This is a genomic window from Blastococcus sp. KM273129, assembly GCF_021698995.1.
In the GTDB taxonomy this organism is placed as follows: domain Bacteria; phylum Actinomycetota; class Actinomycetes; order Mycobacteriales; family Geodermatophilaceae; genus Blastococcus.
The window spans coordinates 20,826-38,931 of the sequence record NZ_SSXB01000032.1; the positions used below are offsets into that span (position 1 = coordinate 20,826).

Consider the following 18,106-nt stretch of genomic DNA (forward strand, 5'->3'; position numbering starts at 1 on the left):
TCCCCGGGCCGGCGCGCCCGGCCCCCGGGACGCCCGTGGCCGGGCACCACGCGGGTGCCCGGCCACGGTTCGAGATGCCGCGGGGTCAGGACGACGGCGGCTCGTCCTGGCCCGACTCCTCGGCCTCGTCGGCCTCCTCCTTGGTCCTGTGCACCGCGCCGTCGGCGTGCTCCGGCGGGCCGTAGACGGTGTAGAGGACCAGCGGGTTCTCCCCGGTGTTGAGGAAGTTGTGCTTCGTGCCCGCGGGCACGACCACCAGGTCGCCCTGGGCGACGTTCTTCTCGTTGCCCGAGATGACGGCCTTCCCGACGCCGCTGACGAACGTGAGGATCTGGTCGATGTCCTCGTGCGTCTCCTCGCCGATCTCACCACCCGGCGGGATGGTCATGATGACCAGCTGGGTGTTCTTCCCGGTCCAGAGGACCCGGCGGAAGTCGGGGCTCTTCTCCGCCTCGGTCGCGATCGTGTAGTGGATGACGGACGCCATGGACGGCGCTCCTCTCGTCTCGGGGACGGGTGGCTGCGGCCGGCCCTGCGCGGGCGCCGGCCGGTGACGGGCCTGCTCCTGCCCGGTCCGGGCCGGGAGTAGTCGTCCCGGCCCGGCGGTGTCGATCACGCTCTCGGAGGGTGGGCGTCGCCCCTTTCGTCGCCACCCAGACCTGGTGCGCCCCACCGCCCGGTCGGGGGACACCCGGACGGCGTAACGACGCCGGTCCGGGACGCCGCGTCACCGGGGGCACCGGTACCACTCGCCCTCCCGGGGGCTGAACTCCCAGCTCAGGGCGGTGTGCAGCGACGCACCGCACTTGTGGCGCCGGACACCGTTGATCTAGCTTCTCCGCCGGTACCACGCGGTACCAGGCTCCGCACCCGCGGCGCCGCGCGCTCCTCGGCGGGCGCGGCTCCACCGCCACCGCGCAGCGTCGCGGGGTGCCATCCGATGGGAGTTCGATGTACAGAGACCGACGAACGGCCGGGGGGCGGAGCCGCTTCGTCGGACCCGCCGTCCTGCTGGGTGCCGCGGTGGCCTCCGGCGGCTTCCTGTGGCTCATGGGCACGGTGTCCGACGGCGCCGACGAGGTCCGCGACGGTGCCGTCCGCATGGCCGCGGGGCAGACCGAGTTCGCCGACGGCTGGGACCGGCTGGCCGGCGGTGTCCAGGACCTCGACGCGGGCGCGGCCGAGCTCGGGGAGGGCGCCGACGCGTTCGTCGCCGGCGTGCGGGAGTACAGCGCCGGCGTCGGTCGGTTCGTCGACGGCGTCGGCCTCCTCGCCGACGGCTCCGACCAGCTGGCGGCCGGCTCCGGCCGTGCGGCCGCGGGTGCCGGCCGGCTGGCCGACGGCGCCTTCGACCTCGATGCCGGCCTCCGCGCGCTGACCAGCGGCTCCGCGACCGCCGCGGACGGCGCCGACGACCTGGTCGCCGGGCTCGGCGTGCTGGCCGACAGCACCTCGTCCGCGAGCCCCCTCCGGGAGGGCGCGGCGAAGCTGGCCGGCGGCGCACCGGCGCTGGCCGACGGCGCGGCGGACCTCAGCGACGGCCTCGGGGCGGCGCAGACCGGAGCCCAGGGCATCGCCGGCGCGCTGGCCACCGCCGAGGACGAGGCCGGTCAGGCGCTGACCGGCATCGTCGGCCCGGGTGGGCTGGGCAGCACGCTGCAGGCCGCCGGCGCCGGCGCCGGGCGGGTGCAGGAGCTCGGGGCCAAGCTGCAGGGCGGCACCCCGCTGTCCGTGGCCGAGCAGCAGGAGCTGCTCGGCCTGTTCTCGACGGCCCTGGGCAACGTCCAGGCCGCCGGTACCCAGCTGACCGCGGTCGGGACCGATGTGGGCACCGCCCAGGCCTACCTCGCCGGGGCCGGTGCCGGGGTCGGCGACCTGCGGGCCGGGCTGGACGAGCTCAAGGCGGGCGTCGACCAGCGCCTGCTCCCCGGGGTCACCGACCTCGCCGCCGGGGCGCCTGCCCTGCCGGCGGGCATCGACCAGCTGCACGCCGGGATCGGCCGGGCGGCCGCCGGGGCCTCGGCGCTCGCGGCCGGCACCGACCGCCTCGCCGCCGGCCTGGGTGCCGCCGCCGAGGGGTCGGGCGAGCTGCGCGCCGGCGCCGGGGAGCTCGCCGAGGGCACCGACGAGCTGGCCGCGGGCAGCGCCGCGCTCGACGACGGTGTCGGTCAGCTCACCGCGCGGAGCGGCGAGCTGACCGAGGGCGGCGCCCGCCTCGACGCCGGGGGCGCCGAGCTCACGGCCGGTGCGGACCGGCTGGCGGGCGGCACCGGTGACGTCGCCGACGGCGCCGGGGAGCTGGACGCGGGCCTGCTGCGGCTCAGCGCCGGCCAGGAGGAGCTGTCCGACGGCGCCGCCCGGCTCGACGACGGGGTCAGCGCCTTCGCGCCCGAGCGGCTCGCGCTGCCGGTGGCGATCGCCTTCGTCCTGGCCGCGCTGGTCATGGCGGCGGTCCGGATCCGCCGCTCCTCCCGGGCCTCCCACGCGGCGGCCTGACCCGCACCACCAGCCCGCGGCCCGCCTCCTGCCCGGAGGCGGGCCGCGGGTGCGGGGCCCGCCCGCCGCGGCGCCGGCCGGGCGGGCTCAGCGCCGCTCGAGCAGACCCACCACGACCGCCGTCGCGTCGTCCACGTCGTCCCCGAGGTGCCCGGCGTCGCCCCGCTCGACGCGGGCGAGCATCAGCTCGTTGATCCCGCCCACGGCGGCGAGCACCAGCTGCCGGTCGACCGGCCGCACCTCGCCGGGGTGCTGCCGCGCCAGCTCGCCGGCCACCTCGCCGATCAGGTCGACGTACCGGTCGATCACCTGCCGGCGCAGCGCGCGCGCCCGCGGACCGGCCGCCTGCACCTCGACGAGCGCGGCCCAGGCGATCGCGGGCTCGGTCGCGAGCGTGCGGAGGTAGCAGCCGATGCCCGCGCGCAGCCGGTCCCGCCACGGCAGGCCGGCTGCGCGGGCGTCCTCCTGCGCCTCACGGACCCGGTCCAGCACCTTGTCGTTGGCCCGGGTGTAGAGCTCGAGCAGGCAGTGCTCCTTGTCCCGGAAGTGGGCGTAGACGACCGTCTTGGACACCCGGCCCTCGCGGGCGATGTCGGAGATGGTGGTGGCGGGGTACCCCTTTCCCGCCATGCAGGTGGCCAGCGCCCGCAGGATCCGTCCGCGGCGGTGCCCGTCGTCCACGGCCGGGTCGTCGGCGGGGTCCACCAGCGCGTCCACCGGGCCGAGGCTAGCGGGCCCCGGTGGCCCGGTGAGGCAACTCACGGCCACCGGGGGAAGAGGGGCCCCGGTCGTGGTGTCCTCCTCAGGTGACCTCCGCCGACCGTGCCCGTCCGTCGGGCCGCGCCTACGCGATGTGGGCCGTGGGCCTCCTGGCGTACGCGGTCGCCGTCTTCCACCGCTCGTCCCTCGGCGTCGCCGCCGTCGAGGCGCAGGAACGCTTCTCGGCCGGGGCCTCGGCGGTGTCGCTGTTCCTCGTGCTGCAGCTGGCGGTCTACGCAGGGCTGCAGGTGCCGGTCGGCGTCGCGCTGGACCGCTTCGGGTCGCGGCGGATGATCCTCGCCGGCGCGGTCACCATGGCGGCCGGGCAGCTGGTGCTGTCGCTGGCGACCGACGTCCCCACCGCGGTCGTCGCCCGGGTGCTGGTCGGCGCGGGCGACGCGATGACGTTCATCAGCGTGCTCCGGGTCGTCTCCCTCTGGTTCCCCGGGTCGGCCGCGCCGCTGATCACCCAGCTCACCGGGATCCTCGGCCAGATCGGCTCGATCGTCGCGGCCTACCCGCTGGTCACCCTGCTGCAGACCACCTCCTGGACGGCGACCTTCCTGGGGGCCGCGGCCACCGGCGTCCTCGTCGCGCTGCTGGTGCTCCTGGCGCTGCGGGACGCGCCCGAGGGGAGCACCCGCGCGGCGGTGCCGGACCTGGCGCAGCTGCGCCGGGGGCTCGCCGACACCTGGGCCGAGCCCGGCACCCGCATCGGGCTCTACACGCACCTGGTCACGCAGTTCTCGGGCACGGTGTTCGCGCTCCTGTGGGGCTACCCCTTCCTGGTCGTCGGCCAGGGGCTGTCGCCGGGCACCGCGGCCGCCCTGCTCACCCTGCTCGTGCTGGTCGGCATGGGCGTGGGCCCGGCGCTGGGCCGGCTGTGCGCCCGGTGGCCGCTGCGCCGCTCCGTCCTGGTGTTCGGCATCCTGGCGGCGACGGCGTCCGCCTGGACCGTCGTGCTCCTGTGGCCCGGCCGCGCCCCGCTGCCGCTGCTCGTGCTGCTGGTCGTCGTCCTGGGCACCAACGGCCCCGGCTCGATGATCGGGTTCGACTACGCCCGCACCGAGAACCCGGTGGAGCGGCACGGCAGCGCGAGCGGCGTGGTCAACGTCGGCGGCTTCGTGGCCTCCCTGCTGACCATCCTGGCCGTCGGCGCGGTGCTGGACCTGCTGACCCCCGGCGCCTCCACCGCCTACGACCTGGACGCGTTCCGGGCCGCGTTCTCGGTCCAGTACCTGTTCTGGGCGATCGGGCTGGCCGGGGTGGTGCGGCACCGCAGGCAGCTCCGTGCGCGGCTGGCCCGCGACGGGGTGGTGCTGCAGCCGCTGCACGTCGCCGTCCGGCAGCGGCTGCGCGGGGGGCCCTCGGCCGGCTGACGGTCCGGCCGGTTGCCGCCCCGCGCCTGCGCGGGCACGATGCGGACCAGCGGACGAGCCGGTCAGGGGGTGCCCGTGGACGTCGTGGTGGGGCTGGACTCGGGCACCACGGCGACCAAGGCGGTCACCGCGGGCACCGACGGCCGCGTCCGCGACGTGGCCAGCGTCGCCTACCCGCTGCTGGTGCCCGCCCCCGGCCGCGCGGAGCTCGACGCCGGGCAGCTGGCCGCGGCCGCCGTCGAGGCGCTGGGCGAGGTCGCCGCACGGGCCCGCGACCGCGGGGACACCGTCGTCGCCGTCTCCCTCAGCGCGGCCATGCACGGCCTGGTGCCCATGGACGACGAGGGCCGCCCGCTGGGCCCGGTGGTGACCTGGGCCGACGACCGCGCCGCGCAGTGGGCCCAGGCACTGGTGGCCGACGGCCGGGCCGCCGACCTGCACGCCCGCACCGGCACCCCGGTGCACGCGATGTCGCCGCTGGTGAAGCTGTCCTGGGAGCGGGCGGAGGACCCCGCGCGGGTGGCCGGCGTGCCCCGCTGGGGCGGCGTCAAGGAGCTGGTGGTGGCCGCCCTCTGCGGCGGCCGGCACGTGCTCGACCGGTCCTGCGCGTCGGCCACCGGCCTCTACGACATCCGCGGCGGGCGCTGGGACGAGGAGGCGATGAGCATCGCCGGCGTCCGCCCCCGCCAGCTGGGCGAGGTGCTGCCGACGACCGCTCTGCTGCCCGGCCTGCGTCCCGAGGTGGCCGCCGGCACGGGCCTGCCGGAAGGGCTGCCCGTGGTGGTCGGCGCCTCCGACGGGGTGCTCGCCAACCTGGGCGTCGGCGCGGTGCGCTCGGACGTCGCCGCCGTGTCGCTGGGCACCAGCGGGGCGATGCGCATCGTCGTCCCCCGGCCGACGGTGGACCCGGGCCGGCGGCTCTTCTGCTACGCGCTCACCGACGACGCCTGGGTGGTGGGCGGCGCGATCAACAACGGCGGATCGGTGGTGCGGTGGGCCGCGGAGGCCTTCGCGGCGGGGCCCGGTGACGCCGAGGGCCCGGTGGGGGAGGACGCCGACGACCTCGACGCCCGGCTGCTGGAGGAGGCCGCGGCGGTGCCGGTCGGCAGCTCCGGCCTGCTGTGCCTGCCCTACCTGCTCGGCGAGCGGGCGCCGTGGTGGCGCTCGGGGATGCGGGGGGCCTACCTCGGGCTGCGCCGCGAGCACCGCCGCCCGCACCTCGTCCGCGCCGCCGTCGAGGGGGTCTGCCAGCAGCTGGCGCTGGTGCGCGACGCCTTCGCCGCCACCGACGTGCCGGTGCGCGAGGTCCGGGCCACCGGCGGCGCGGTCGCCTCGCCGCTGTGGATCGAGACGCTGGCCGCCGCCCTGGACCTGCCGGTGCGGGTCGCCGACTCGCCCGAGGGCACCGGCCTGGGCGCCTGCCTGCTGGGCTGGCACGCCCTCGGCGCGCTGCCCGACCTGACAGCCGCCACCGCGCTGGTCGCCGTCCGCGAGCCGGTGCTGCCCGACCCGGGTGCGGTGGCGGTGTACCGGCAGCTGCGCCCGCTCGTCGACCGGTCCACCACGGCCCTGGTCGACGTCCTCACCACGCTCGACGCACTGGACGACGTACCGACCCGATCCACCTGAGCCCGTGGAGGAGCCATGCCCGAGGTCGAACCGGCGCTGAGCGCCGGCCCGCTGCTGCTGATCGCCGCGGTCGCGGTGGGGGTCCTGCTCTTCCTCATCATGAAGCTCAAGCTGCACGCCTTCGTCGCGCTGATCCTGGTCAGCCTGCTGGTGGCGCTGGCCGCGCAGGTGCCGATCGGCGACGTCGTGGACACCATGACGTCCGGCTTCGGGTCCACCCTCGCCGCCGTCGCGCTGCTGGTCGGCCTGGGCGCCATGCTGGGGCGGCTGTTCGAGCACAGCGGCGGGGCGCAGGTCCTGGCCGACAGCCTCATCCGGCGCTTCGGGGAGGAACGCGCGCCGCTGGCGCTCGGCGTCGCCGCGCTGCTCTTCGGGTTCCCGATCTTCTTCGACGCCGGGCTCGTCGTCTTCCTGCCGATCGTGTTCACCGTCGCCCGCCGGCTGGGCGGGTCGCTGCTGACCTACGGCCTGCCGGTGGCGGGCGCGTTCGCCGTCATGCACGCGTTCGTCCCGCCGCACCCCGGGCCGGTGGCCGCGGCGGAGCTGGTCGGCGCCGACATCGGGCTGACGCTGGTCTTCGGGCTGATCATCGGCATCCCGACCTGGTTCCTCGGCGGCTACCTGTTCGGCCTGTGGGCCGGTCGCCGGTACGACATCGCGGTGCCGGACATCCTGTCCGACCAGCGGACCGCCGACGACGCCCCCGACCCCTCGGTCGAGGGCAGCTCGCCGGGGATCGCCACCGCCGCCGGCGCCCGGGCGGGCACCGCGACCCGGCCGGCGCCGCCGCGCTTCGGCACGGTCGTCGGCATCCTGCTCCTGCCGCTGGTGCTGATCTTCCTCAACACGGGGCTGTCCACCCTGGCCACCGAGGGGGTGCTGGACGAGGAGTCGCTCGTGGTGGAGTGGGGGCAGCTCCTCGGCGCCACGCCCGTCGCCCTGCTGATCACCGTGCTCGTGGCGATGTGGGTGCTGGGCCGCCGCCGCGGCGAGAGCGGCGCGGAGGTCGAGTCCATCGTCAACAGCGCCCTCGGGCCGGTCTGCGCGATCATCCTGATCACCGGCGCCGGTGGCATGTTCGGCGGGGTGCTGCGGGCCAGCGGCATCGGCGCGGCGCTGGCCGACGTCCTGGGCGACATCGGGCTGCCGGTGATCGTCGCGGCCTTCGTCATCTCCACGTTGCTGCGGGTGGCGCAGGGATCGGCCACCGTGGCCCTGACCACCGCGGCCGGGCTGATCGCGCCCGTGGTGGAGGCCACCGACGGGCTGAGCTCGATCGACCTGGCGCTCATCGTCATCGCCATCGCCTCCGGGGCCACCGTGCTGTCGCACGTCAACGACTCCGGCTTCTGGCTGGTCAGCCGGTTCTTCGGGATGGACGAGAAGACGACGCTGAAGACCTGGACGGTGATGGAGACCCTGCTGGGCACGATCGGGTTCGTGCTCGCGCTGGTGCTGAGCCTCTTCCTCTGACGACGGCGGCGGGCGCGCGATAGTGGGGCATGGCGCTCCTCCCACGTGCCGCGGCCGCCGGTCTCGGCGCGCTCGCCGCCGTCGCCGTCCGTGACCTGCTGCAGCGGGAGCACACGCTGCTGCGCAACTACCCGGTGGTCGGGCACGCCCGTTACCTGATCGAGGCGATCGGCCCCGAGCTGCGCCAGTACCTGGTCGCCGGCAACAACGAGGAGCGGCCCTTCACCCGCGACCAGCGGCGCTGGGTCTACGCCTCGAGCAAGCGGGAGAACAACTACTTCGGCTTCGGCACCGACAACGACCTGGAGTTCACCGCCGGCTACCCGGTGATCAACCACCGCACCTTCGGGCCGGCGGTGCCGGCGACCGACGTGCACGCGGGGCAGGACGTCGACCTGCCGTGCGCCAAGGTGCTCGGCGCCGCCCGCGGGCGGACCGCGGCCTTCCGGCCGCCGTCGGTGGTCAACATCAGCGCGATGAGCTTCGGCTCGCTCTCGGCGCAGGCGGTGGAGGCGCTCAACCGCGGGGCGGCGCTGGCCGGCTGCCTGCACAACACGGGGGAGGGCGGCATCTCCCGCCACCACCGCCACGGCGGCGACCTGGTCTTCCAGATCGGCACCGCGTACTTCGGCTGCCGCGACGAGCACGGCCGCTTCGACCTCGACCGGCTGAAGGACCTCGTCGCCGGGGCACCGGTGCGCGCGCTGGAGGTCAAGCTGAGCCAGGGGGCGAAGCCGGGCCTCGGCGGCGTGCTGCCCGCCGCCAAGGTGTCGGCGGAGATCGCCGCGGCACGCGGCGTGCCCGAGGGGGTGGACTGCATCAGCCCCTCGCGGCACGCCGAGTTCTCCGACGTCGACAGCCTGCTGGACTGGGTGGAGCTCCTGGCCGCCGAGACCGGCCTGCCGGTGGGCATCAAGTCCGCGGTCGGTGACATGACGTTCTGGGAGGAGCTCACCGGGCTCATGGCGAGCACCGGCCGCGGCGTCGACTTCGTGACGGTCGACGGCGGCGAGGGCGGCACCGGTGCGGCGCCGCTGATCTTCACCGACTCGGTCTCGCTGCCCTTCCAGCTGGGCTTCGCCCGCGTGCACGCGCTGTTCGCCCGCGCCGGGCTGGCCGACGACGTGGTCTTCGTCGGCGCGGGGAAGCTGGGGCTCCCGGACAACGCCGTCGTCGCCTTCGCCCTGGGCTGCGACATGGTCAACGTCGGCCGGGAGGCGATGCTGGCCATCGGCTGCATCCAGGCGCAGAAGTGCCACACCGACACCTGCCCGACCGGGGTGGCGACGCAGAACGCCTGGCTCACCCGCGGCCTGGACCCGGCCCTGAAGTCGGTGCGCGCGGCCAACTACATCGGCACGCTGCGCCGCGACCTGCTCAAGGTGGCCGAGGCGTGCGGCGTGGCGCACCCCGGGCTGATCGACACCGCGTCGGTGGAGGTGCTGACCGGGCGCACGACGTCCTCGCCGCTGCACGACGTCTACGGCTACGAGCCGGGGTGGGGCCTGCCCTCGGCCGCGGACCGCGCCGCGATCACCGCGCTGATGACCGGCGCGGCCCCCGAGGGCGGCAGCGCCCCGCCGTCGCCCGACGCCACCGGCTGAGGGGGCACAGGAAGCCCTGCCTGCGTCCGGGCCGCGGACGCGGGTCGGGCTCCCCGTGCCCGGACGTGTCAGGCGCCGCTGCCGCGGAGCAGGTCCGCGAAGGACGTCGCCGGGTCGGCGAACGGGTCGGCCGGGGCCGCGGGCGGGCGGCCGGCCACCAGGTCGGCGAGCTCGCCGGCCGCCCGGCGCACCCGGCTGGTGAGCGCCGCGCTGCCCTGCCCGCCGCCGGCCCAGTCCTCCGACGCCGCGAAGACCGCGGTCGGGGCGACGGTGGCCCGGAGGTAGGCGAACAGCGGCCGCATGGCGTGCTCGAGCGCCAACGAGTGCCGCGCGGTGCCGGCGGTGGCACCGAGCAGCACCGGCTTCCCGGTCAGCGCGTCCTTCTCGACGACGTCGAAGAAGGTCTTGAACAGCCCGCTGTAGGACGCCGAGAAGATCGGCGTGACGGCGATCAGCCCGTCCGCGCCGACGACGGTGTCCACCGCGCCGCGCAGCGCCTGGTTGGCGAAGCCGGTGGTCAGGTTGTCGGCGAGGTCGCGGGCGTGCTGCCGCAGCTCGACCACCTCGACGGTGGCCGAGATGCCGCGCTCGCGCAGCGCCTCGACCGCCGCCGAGGTGAGCCGGTCGGCCAGCAGCCGGGTCGACGACGGCGTCGACAGCCCGGCGCTGACCACCGCGAGGGTGCGGGTGCTCATCGGACCTCCACCTCGTCGCGCACCTGGCCGGTCACGTCGTCGGCCGGGGCGTGCACGGTGGCGTCGGTCTTCCCGCCCGCCGCGGCGACGCGGGCGGCGTGGGTGGGCGCGTCGGGCACGTGGGCGGGCTTCAGCGCGGCGAACTCCCGGCGCAGCACCGGCACGACCTCCTCGCCGAGGATGTCCAGCTGCTCGAGGACGGTCTTCAGCGGCAGGCCGGCGTGGTCGATGAGGAACAGCTGCCGCTGGTAGTCGCCGACGTAGTCGCGGAAGCCCAGCGTCCGCTCGATCACCTGCTGCGGGCTGCCGACGGTCAGCGGGGTCTCCCGGCTGAAGTCCTCCAGGGAGGGACCGTGGCCGTAGACCGGCGCGTTGTCGAAGTACGGCCGGAACTCGGCGACGGCGTCCTGGCTGTTCCTCCGCATGAACACCTGCCCGCCGAGGCCGACGATCGCCTGGTCGGCGGCGCCGTGGCCGTAGTGCTCGTACCGGCGGCGGTAGAACTCCACCATCCGCTGGGTGTGCTCCTTGGGCCAGAAGATGTGGTTGTGGAAGAAGCCGTCGCCGTAGTAGGCGGCCTGCTCGGCGATCTGCGGGGAGCGGATCGAGCCGTGCCAGACGAAGGGCGGCACGCCGTCCAGCGGGCGGGGCGTCGAGGTGAAGCCCTGCAGCGGGGTGCGGAACCGGCCGGACCAGTCGACGACGTCCTCGGTCCACAGGCGGCGCAGCAGTGCGTAGTTCTCCACGGCCAGCTCGATGCCGTTCCGGATGTCCTGCCCGAACCACGGGTAGACCGGGCCGGTGTTGCCGCGGCCCATCATCAGGTCGACGCGGCCCTCGGCGAGGTGCTGCAGCATCGCGTAGTCCTCGGCGATCTTCACCGGGTCGTTGGTGGTGATCAGCGTCGTCGAGGTCGACAGCTGGAGCGTCGTGGTCCGCGCCGCGATCCAGGCCAGCGTGGTGGTGGGCGAGGAGGAGAAGAACGGCGGGTTGTGGTGCTCGCCCAGCGCGAAGACGTCCAGCCCCACCTCCTCGGCCTTCTGCGCGATCGCCAGCACGGCCTTGAGCCGCTCGGCCTCGGTGGGGGTCCGGCCGGTGGTGGGGTCGGTGGTGATGTCGCTGACGGTGAAGACGCCGAACTGCATCTCGAGCTCCAAACTGGTTGAGAGTGCAATCATCTCAGCCGGGTCAACGCGTGGACGCCCGTGGCTATGCCCGCTCGCCCGGACGGGGGTGCAGGGGCGGGGGCGCAGCGGTCCGTGACCGGCCCGGCACGCGCTGCCGTGGCACCCCCGCAGCTGCCCCGACACGGGTCACGGAGCCGTCACGGTGAGGCGCGCGTCCGGGAGCGCTCTGGGAGATTCGCTCCACCTACTTCCCAGGGGGGCCATCCGGATGCTCCGGCGTGTCGAGTTCGTCGCCAACCGTGTCCAGGACGAGGAGGTGCCGCCGGACGGGGCCGCCGCCCCCACTCCGCGGCCGTCCGGCGGCCTGGAGGTGCTGCTGGGCCACGGGCCGTCGTTCCGCGGATCGGTGCGCGGCTACGACCGGGTGCAGGTCGACAACTACGTCGCCTGGGCCGAGAACGAGCTGGCCGCCGCCCAGCGCGAGCGGGAGCACCTGCTCGACCGCGTGGTCGCCTGCGGCACCGAGCTGGAGATCTCCCGCCGGCTCCTGGCCGAGCAGCCGGCCGGCCGCGAGCGCCCGGCGGTGAGTGCCCGGGTCGCGGAGGTGCTGCGACTGGCCGAGGACCAGGCCGCCCAGGTGCTGGATGCCGCCGAGGCCGAGGCCGCGCAGCTGCGCGCCGACGCGCGCCTGGAGGCCGACGCCCGGCTGCGCAAGGCGCACGAGATCAAGGAGCTGGCGATCGACGTCGCCGACCAGCTGCGGGTCAACGCGCAGCGGGACCGCGCCGAGGGCGCCGCCGCGCTCGAGCAGGCGCAGGCAGAGGCGGCGGAGCTGCTGCGCTCCGCCGCGGCCGAGCGGGACCGGCTGGCCGCCGAGGCCGCGGCGGAGCGGGACCGGCTGGCCGCCGAGGCCGCCGCCGAGCGGGACCGGGCCGCGGACCAGGCGCAGAGCGAGCGGGTTGCCGCCGACGATGCCGCCTGCGCCCACCTGGCCACCGTCCGGGCGGAGGTCGAGGACCTGTGCCGGCAGCGCGACCAGGCCCGGGAGTCGCTGCGCTGCCTCACCGACCGGATCGGCGCGGCGCTCCAGGCCGTCGGCGTCCCGCCGGCCGAGGAGCTGGCGCTGCTGGGCAGCCGCCCGGAGCCCGTCGGCTGACGGCGTGGCGCAGGCGCCGGTGACGTGCGCGGCCACCGGTGATGAGAGGCTGACCGGGTCGGTGGACGCGCCGGGGGGCGGGAACGAGGAGGTCAGCGATGAGCGAGGTCCGTGAGGTCGTTCGGGTCGAGGGCGGCATCGTCGTGGGTCACGACGGCTCCAAGTGCGCGCAGGAGGCGCTCCAGTGGGCCGGCCGGCTCGCCCGCCGCGCCGATGTGGAGCTGCACGTGGTGCGCGCCTGGTCGATGACCTCCGCGCCGCAGCCGGCCAGCTGGGAGCCCGGCTACGTGCCGCCGCTGGCCGACTGGGAGCAGGCCGTGCGCGACGAGCTCGCCGCCCACGTGGCCGCGGCCGGGCTGGACCCCGCCTGCCGGGTCACCACGCACGTCGTCCACCGCGCCCCCGTGGCCGGCATGCTCGCCGCCGCGGAGCAGGCCAGCATGCTCGTCGTCGGGGCGCGCGGGCGCGGCGGCTTCGCCGGCCTGCTGCTGGGCTCCGTGAGCGACCAGCTGGTGCACCACGCCCCCTGCCCGGTCACCGTCGTGCGCACCGGCGCCCGGGGGCGGGACTTCACCGCCGAGGAGGCGGGCGCCGTCGTCGGGGAGTGACGTCCGCAGGGTGCGCGGGCGGTCGGGCAGGCCGCCCGCGCGCCCCGCGGAGCGAGCCGGCCCAGGGCGGGCCGGGTCGGACGTCGACGTGCGGCCCATCGGGTACCCAGAGGCCGCCGGCTCCCCGATCCGGCGCCTCCCGGGACCGGGCGGACCGGCTGCTGCCCGCGCGCCGGCTCAGCCCGGTGCCGGTGTGCCGTAGACCGCCGCCAGCCAGATGCCGAGCAGGACCTCGACCACGTCCTGCTCGGCGACGGCGGGCCCGTCCCCGCTGAAGGTCGCGTACAGCACCCGCTCGTTCATCGAGGTGAGGGCGACCGCGAGGTCGCGCGCGGCGGCGCCGGGCGGTGCGGCGCCGCGCGACCGCTCGGCGTCGATGGCGGCGGCCGACCGCTGCACCCAGCGCTCGACGACCGACGACCAGAGCTCACGCACCTCGTCGCTGGTGGAGCGGGCCTGCGCCCAGGCGACCGTGAGCGCCCGGTGCGCGCGGAAGGTCTCGTAGTACGCACCGATCGCCCGCGCCCAGCCGTCCCGGGCACTGGTCGCCGGGGTGTCGAACACCTGGCGCATCGCCGTGTCGGCCTCGGCGACCACCCGGTCGAGCAGGGCGAGCAGGACGGCGTCCTTCGAGGAGAAGTAGAAGTAGAACGTCGGCCGGGAGATGCCGGCGCCGCGCGCGAGGTCGTCCACCGAGATGGCGGCCAGCGGCCGGTCGGCGAGCAGCCGCTCGGCCGTGGCGAGGATCGCCAGCTCGCGGTCGTCCCCGGAGGGCCGCGGCGCCCGCCGGCCGCGACCGGCGACGGGCGGATCGGTCGCGGCAGTCGGCACGGGACGGAGGATAGCCGCGGCAGCCCCTGTGTCGACACCGTGTTGACGCGCTCGACACGGCGTCGATAGCGTCGGGGCCAGCCCGCGGCCGCCCGGCCGGCGGCGCGGACCGGGGAGTGCGAGATGACCACCGAGCACCTGGACGTCCTGATCGTCGGCGCCGGCCTCTCCGGCATCGGCGCCGCCTGCCACCTGGAGCGCGACCGGCCCGGCACGAGCTACGCCCTGCTCGAGTCGCGGGCCGCGCTCGGCGGGACCTGGGACCTGTTCCGCTACCCGGGCATCCGCTCGGACTCGGACATGTTCACCCTCGGCTACTCCTTCCGCCCGTGGCAGGAGCCCGAGTCGATCGCCGACGGCCCCGCCATCCGCCGGTACCTCGAGGAGACGGCCCGGGAGCACGGCGTCACCGAGCGGATCCGCTACCACCACCGCGTCGTGCGGGCGGAGTGGTCCAGCGCGGAGGCCCGCTGGACGGTCACCGCGGAGCGGAGCGACACCGGCGGGACGGTGACCCTCAGCTGCTCCTGGCTGCAGGTCTGCTCGGGTTACTACCGCTACGACCAGGGCTTCCGCCCGGAGTTCCCGGGGGAGGAGCGCTTCGGCGGGCAGCTGGTCCACCCGCAGCACTGGCCCGAGGACCTCGACCTGACCGGCAAGCGGGTCGTCGTCATCGGCAGCGGGGCCACCGCGGTGACCCTGGTCCCCAACCTGGCCGAGCAGGCCGCGCACGTGACCATGCTGCAGCGCACCCCCAGCTACGTGATGTCGCTGCCCGGCCGCGACGCGCTGGCGCAGAAGCTCCGTGCCCGGCTGCCGGAGCGGACGGCCTACTCGGTGGTGCGGTGGAAGAACGTGCTCACCAGCACCGCCCTGTACCAGCTCAGCCGGCGGCGCCCGGCGCTGGTGCGCTCCCTGCTGCGCCGCCTGACGCAGAAGCAGCTGCCGGGCTTCGACGTCGACACGCACTTCAACCCGCCCTACGACCCGTGGGACCAGCGGCTGTGCCTGGTGCCCGACGGCGACCTGTTCCGCGCGCTGCGCCGGGGCACCGCGTCGATCGTCACCGACCGGATCGCCAGCTTCACCGAGGACGGGATCGAGCTGGCCTCGGGGGAGCGGCTCCCCGCCGACGTCGTCGTCACCGCCACCGGGCTGAACCTGCTGCCGGTCGGCGGGATGCGGATCGTCGTCGACGGGGAGCCGGTCGAGCTGCCCGAGCGGGTCTCCTACAAGGGGATGATGCTCTCCGGCGTACCCAACTTCGCCATGGTGATCGGCTACACCAACGCCTCGTGGACGCTCAAGGCCGACCTGGTCAACCGCTACGTCTGCCGCCTGCTGGACCACCTGGACGCGCACGGCTACGCGTCGGCGACCCCGGTCGCCCCGCCCGAGGGTGGCGGCGCGCCGTTCCTGGACCTCGCCGCCGGCTACGTGCGGCGTGGCCTCGCCGGCCTGCCGCAGCAGGGGCGGCGCGCGCCCTGGCGGCTGCACCAGAACTACCTGCGGGACGTCGCCATGATGCGGCGCGGGCCCCTGGAGGACGAGGGCATGACCTTCCAGCCGCGCGTGCCGGCCGCCGCCGGCCAGGTCGTGGCCTGATGGGCCCCTACGCGTTCGCCGGCGGGACGGCGGTCGTCACCGGGGCGGCCAGCGGGATCGGCGAGGCGCTGGCCGCGCAGCTGGCCGGCCGCGGCAGCCACCTGGTGCTGCTGGACCGGGACGCCGGCCGGCTGGCGGCGGTGGCCGACCGGATCCGCGCCGGGCACCCTGATCTCCGGGTCGCGACGCACGTGGTCGACCTCGCCGACGACGAGGCGACCGCCCGGGTGGCCGGGACCCTCGTCGCCGAGCACCCGGAGACCACGCTGCTGGTCAACAACGCCGGCGTCGCGCTGGGCGGGCGCTTCGACCAGGTGGGCCTGGACGACGTCGAGTGGGTGCTCGCGGTCAACCTGCGCGCCGTCGTCCGCCTCACCCACGCCCTGCTGCCGGTGCTGAAGGCGCACCCCGGCGCGCACGTGGTGAACGTGTCCAGCGTCTTCGGCATCTTCGCCCCCGCCGGGCAGGTCGCCTACGCGACGAGCAAGTTCGCCGTCCGGGGGTTCAGCGAGGCCCTCCGCCACGAGCTGGCCGACGACGGCATCGGCGTCACGGTGGTCCACCCCGGCGGGATCCGCACCCGGATCGCCGAGAGCGCCCGGACCGGCGCGGGGGTGTCGCCGGCCGAGTACGAGGAGGGGCGCAGGCAGTTCAGCAAGCTGCTGCGCATCCCGCCGGAGGTCGCCGCCGCGCGGATCGTCGCGGCGGTCGAGCGGCGCCGGCCGCGGCTGCTCATCGGCTGGACCGCGAAGGTCCCCGACGCGCTCGTCCGGCTGCTGCCCGGCAGCTACTGGCGGCTGATGGCCCGGCGGGCGGCGCCGGCGCGCTGAGACCCGAGAAGCGGTTGCCGCGCCCGGTAGAACGGGAGCCGTGACCCACCCCGCGCACCGGATCGTCGAGCTGGCGCCCGACGACGACCTCTTCCCCTCCTGGTGCCAGGTGTGGGCCGCCGCGGGCCGCGACGCCCGGCCCGACGACCCGCCCCGCCCGGCGCAGGAGCACCTCGCGCTCGGCCGCGAGCTCCTGGCCCCGGGCGGCTCCCGGGACGGCACCCACCGGGCGGTCCTGGTGGACGGCGCCGTCGCCGGGGCGCTGCGGCTGGTCCTCCCGCTCAAGGACAACCCGTCGCTGGCCGTGGTCGACCTGGCGGTGCACCCGGCCGCCCGGCGCCGCGGGCTGGGCAGCGCGCTGCTGGCCGAGGCCCGCGCGCTCGCCGCCGCGCTCGGCCGCACCCTGCTCGTCGGCGAGGTGGACGAACCGGGCCCCGGGGCGCCGGGCCGGGCCTTCGCGGAGCGGCACGGCTGGAGCTGCGACCTGGTGGAGACCCGCCGGGAGCTGGCGCTGCCGGTCGACGAGGACCGCCTGGCCGCGCTGGAGGACGCGGCCGCCGCGGCCGGCGCCGGGTACGAGCTGGTCACCTGGCGGGACCGCACCCCCGAGCCGCTGCTTTCCGACCGGGCCCTGCTGGAGCGGCGCATGACCACCGACGCGCCGCACGGCGACCTGCCGGTGGGGGAGGAGGAGTGGGACGGCGACCGGATCCGCGAGCACGAGGGGACCCACCTCGCCCGCGGCCGGACGGTGCTCAGCGCCGGGGCGGTGGCCGGCGGGCGCCTGGTCGGCTTCACCGACCTGCAGATCCCGCTCGCCCAGCCGGTGCTCGCCCACCAGGGCGGCACGCTGGTGCTGAGGGAGCACCGGGGCCACCGGCTCGGTGCCCGGATGAAGGCCGCCGTGCTGCGGGAGCTGGCCGCCGGCTTCCCCGAGGTGCGCCGGGTCAGCACCTACAACGCCGAGGACAACACCCCGATGGTGGCGGTGAACGAGCAGCTCGGCTTCCGCCCGGCCGGCGTCCTCTCCTCCTGGTCGGCGCGGCTCTGAGCCGGGCGGCCCCGGTACCCGGGGTCCGGTGCGGTTGACTGCCGGGGTGGACCGTCCCATCCCCGCGGAGTTCGTCAGCGCCCACACCCGGCCGGTGCGCCCGGACCTGGTGCCCGAGGTCGAGCTCCTCGTCGCGGCCGACGTCGTCGCCCTCTGGGAGGCGATGGAGAGCGAGCACGGGCGCGCGTCCACCGACCCACCGTTCTGGGCCGCGGCTTGGCCGGGCGGGCAGGCGCTGGCGCGGTACGTGCTCGACCACCCGGGGCTGGTGGCCGGGCGCACCGTCCTGGACCTGGGCGCCGGTAGCGGGCTGGTCGCCGTCGCCGCCGTCCTGGCGGGGGCGGGCGCGGTGCTCGCCAGCGACGTCGACCCGTACGCGCTCACCGCGATCACCGTCAACGCCGCCCGGAACGGCGCGACCGGCATCACCCCGGTCGGCGACGTGCTCGGCGGGGAGCCGCCGGACGTCGGCGTCGTCCTGGCCGGTGACGTCTGCTACGACCGGGAGATGACCGACCGGGTGCTGCCGTTCCTGACGGCGGCGCGGGCGCGCGGCGCCGAGGTGCTCGTCGGCGACCCCGGCCGGGTGTACCTGCCCGAGGACCGGCTGGAGCCGCTCGCCACCTACGACGTCCCCGACACCGAACCCGCGCCGACCGCGCCCGTGCCGGTCCGCCGGACCACCGTCTGGCGGCTGCCGTGAGCTGCGCCTCACGAACCGGCGACGGCCGGGGGATTGTCACGACTGCATAACGGTGGTTACCGTGGCTGCGCCCGGACGGTCGTCCGCTCCCCACCGGGGAGGGCCGCCGGGCGCCGCCGAGCCGCCCTCCGGGGTGGGCCGGGGACCCACCGCAGCACTG

The 18,106-nt window shown here is 76.1% G+C and carries 16 protein-coding genes; 11 read left to right on the plus strand and 5 right to left on the minus strand.

Annotated features, from left to right (window positions below; all coding sequences use genetic code 11):
• Positions 1-85 precede the first annotated feature (85 nt).
• On the minus strand, positions 86-487 hold the full coding sequence (locus E9565_RS11160) for a cupin domain-containing protein (protein ID WP_236826977.1): 402 nt from the start codon (positions 485-487) through the stop codon (positions 86-88).
• 536 nt (positions 488-1,023) lie between these two features.
• Between E9565_RS11160 and E9565_RS11165 the strand changes: the two genes are divergently transcribed.
• The gene (locus tag E9565_RS11165) at positions 1,024-2,496 is read left to right on the plus strand and encodes a hypothetical protein (RefSeq protein ID WP_236835094.1); all 1,473 of its coding nucleotides are present in this window, start codon (positions 1,024-1,026) and stop codon (positions 2,494-2,496) included.
• Between the two features lie 87 nt (positions 2,497-2,583).
• Here E9565_RS11165 and E9565_RS11170 read toward each other — a convergent pair whose 3' ends face one another.
• Entirely contained in the window at positions 2,584-3,213 is a 630-nt protein-coding gene (locus tag E9565_RS11170) for a TetR/AcrR family transcriptional regulator (protein WP_236826975.1), read from the minus strand.
• An 89-nt stretch (positions 3,214-3,302) separates the two neighbouring features.
• Here E9565_RS11170 and E9565_RS11175 point away from each other — a divergent pair, with 89 nt between their 5' ends.
• The 4 genes from E9565_RS11175 to E9565_RS11190 all read left to right on the plus strand — a co-directional run bounded on the left by E9565_RS11175 (position 3,303) and on the right by E9565_RS11190 (position 9,340).
• Entirely contained in the window at positions 3,303-4,634 is a 1,332-nt protein-coding gene (locus E9565_RS11175) for a nitrate/nitrite transporter (RefSeq protein ID WP_236826974.1), read from the plus strand.
• 69 nt (positions 4,635-4,703) lie between these two features.
• Complete coding sequence (locus tag E9565_RS11180) at positions 4,704-6,263, plus strand: gluconokinase (RefSeq protein WP_236835096.1); 1,560 nt, start codon at positions 4,704-4,706, stop codon at positions 6,261-6,263.
• Between the two features lie 15 nt (positions 6,264-6,278).
• A complete protein-coding gene (locus tag E9565_RS11185) occupies positions 6,279-7,736 on the plus strand; it encodes a GntP family permease (protein ID WP_236826972.1) in 1,458 nt (485 codons plus the stop codon).
• A 29-nt stretch (positions 7,737-7,765) separates the two neighbouring features.
• Positions 7,766-9,340 (plus strand): FMN-binding glutamate synthase family protein, encoded by a 1,575-nt coding sequence (locus E9565_RS11190; RefSeq protein WP_236826971.1) that lies wholly within the window; start codon positions 7,766-7,768, stop codon positions 9,338-9,340.
• A 68-nt stretch (positions 9,341-9,408) separates the two neighbouring features.
• Here the strand turns inward: E9565_RS11190 and E9565_RS11195 are convergent, their stop codons facing one another.
• Both E9565_RS11195 and E9565_RS11200 read right to left on the minus strand, forming a co-directional pair.
• Positions 9,409-10,035, minus strand: a complete 627-nt coding sequence (locus E9565_RS11195) for an FMN reductase (RefSeq protein ID WP_236826970.1) — start codon at positions 10,033-10,035, stop codon at positions 9,409-9,411.
• A complete protein-coding gene (locus tag E9565_RS11200) occupies positions 10,032-11,213 on the minus strand; it encodes an LLM class flavin-dependent oxidoreductase (RefSeq protein ID WP_236826969.1) in 1,182 nt (393 codons plus the stop codon). Before E9565_RS11200 ends, E9565_RS11195 begins: the two co-directional genes overlap by 4 nt.
• Before the next feature lie 217 nt (positions 11,214-11,430).
• On the opposite strand from E9565_RS11200, the gene E9565_RS11205 reads away from it, so the two are divergent.
• Positions 11,431-12,318 carry a DivIVA domain-containing protein gene (locus E9565_RS11205; protein WP_236835098.1) on the plus strand — a complete coding sequence of 296 codons (888 nt, stop codon included), beginning with the start codon at positions 11,431-11,433 and terminating at the stop codon, positions 12,316-12,318.
• A gap of 98 nt (positions 12,319-12,416) precedes the next feature.
• Positions 12,417-12,926 carry a universal stress protein gene (locus E9565_RS11210; RefSeq protein WP_236826967.1) on the plus strand — a complete coding sequence of 170 codons (510 nt, stop codon included), beginning with the start codon at positions 12,417-12,419 and terminating at the stop codon, positions 12,924-12,926.
• A gap of 177 nt (positions 12,927-13,103) precedes the next feature.
• On the opposite strand, the gene E9565_RS11215 is transcribed toward E9565_RS11210, so the two are convergent.
• Complete coding sequence (locus E9565_RS11215) at positions 13,104-13,757, minus strand: TetR/AcrR family transcriptional regulator (protein ID WP_236835100.1); 654 nt, start codon at positions 13,755-13,757, stop codon at positions 13,104-13,106.
• A gap of 123 nt (positions 13,758-13,880) precedes the next feature.
• Here E9565_RS11215 and E9565_RS11220 point away from each other — a divergent pair, with 123 nt between their 5' ends.
• From E9565_RS11220 to E9565_RS11235, 4 genes are read left to right on the plus strand one after another with little or no spacing between them, the layout of a single operon-like run.
• Entirely contained in the window at positions 13,881-15,362 is a 1,482-nt protein-coding gene (locus E9565_RS11220) for an NAD(P)/FAD-dependent oxidoreductase (protein ID WP_236826965.1), read from the plus strand.
• Positions 15,362-16,192, plus strand: coding sequence for an SDR family oxidoreductase (locus E9565_RS11225; protein WP_236835102.1), 831 nt, complete (start codon positions 15,362-15,364; stop codon positions 16,190-16,192). Before E9565_RS11220 ends, E9565_RS11225 begins: the two co-directional genes overlap by 1 nt.
• A gap of 40 nt (positions 16,193-16,232) precedes the next feature.
• The gene (locus tag E9565_RS11230) at positions 16,233-17,243 is read left to right on the plus strand and encodes a GNAT family N-acetyltransferase (RefSeq protein WP_236835104.1); all 1,011 of its coding nucleotides are present in this window, start codon (positions 16,233-16,235) and stop codon (positions 17,241-17,243) included.
• Positions 17,244-17,289: 46 nt separating this feature from the next.
• Positions 17,290-17,946, plus strand: coding sequence for a methyltransferase (locus tag E9565_RS11235; protein WP_236826962.1), 657 nt, complete (start codon positions 17,290-17,292; stop codon positions 17,944-17,946).
• Positions 17,947-18,106 lie beyond the last annotated feature (160 nt).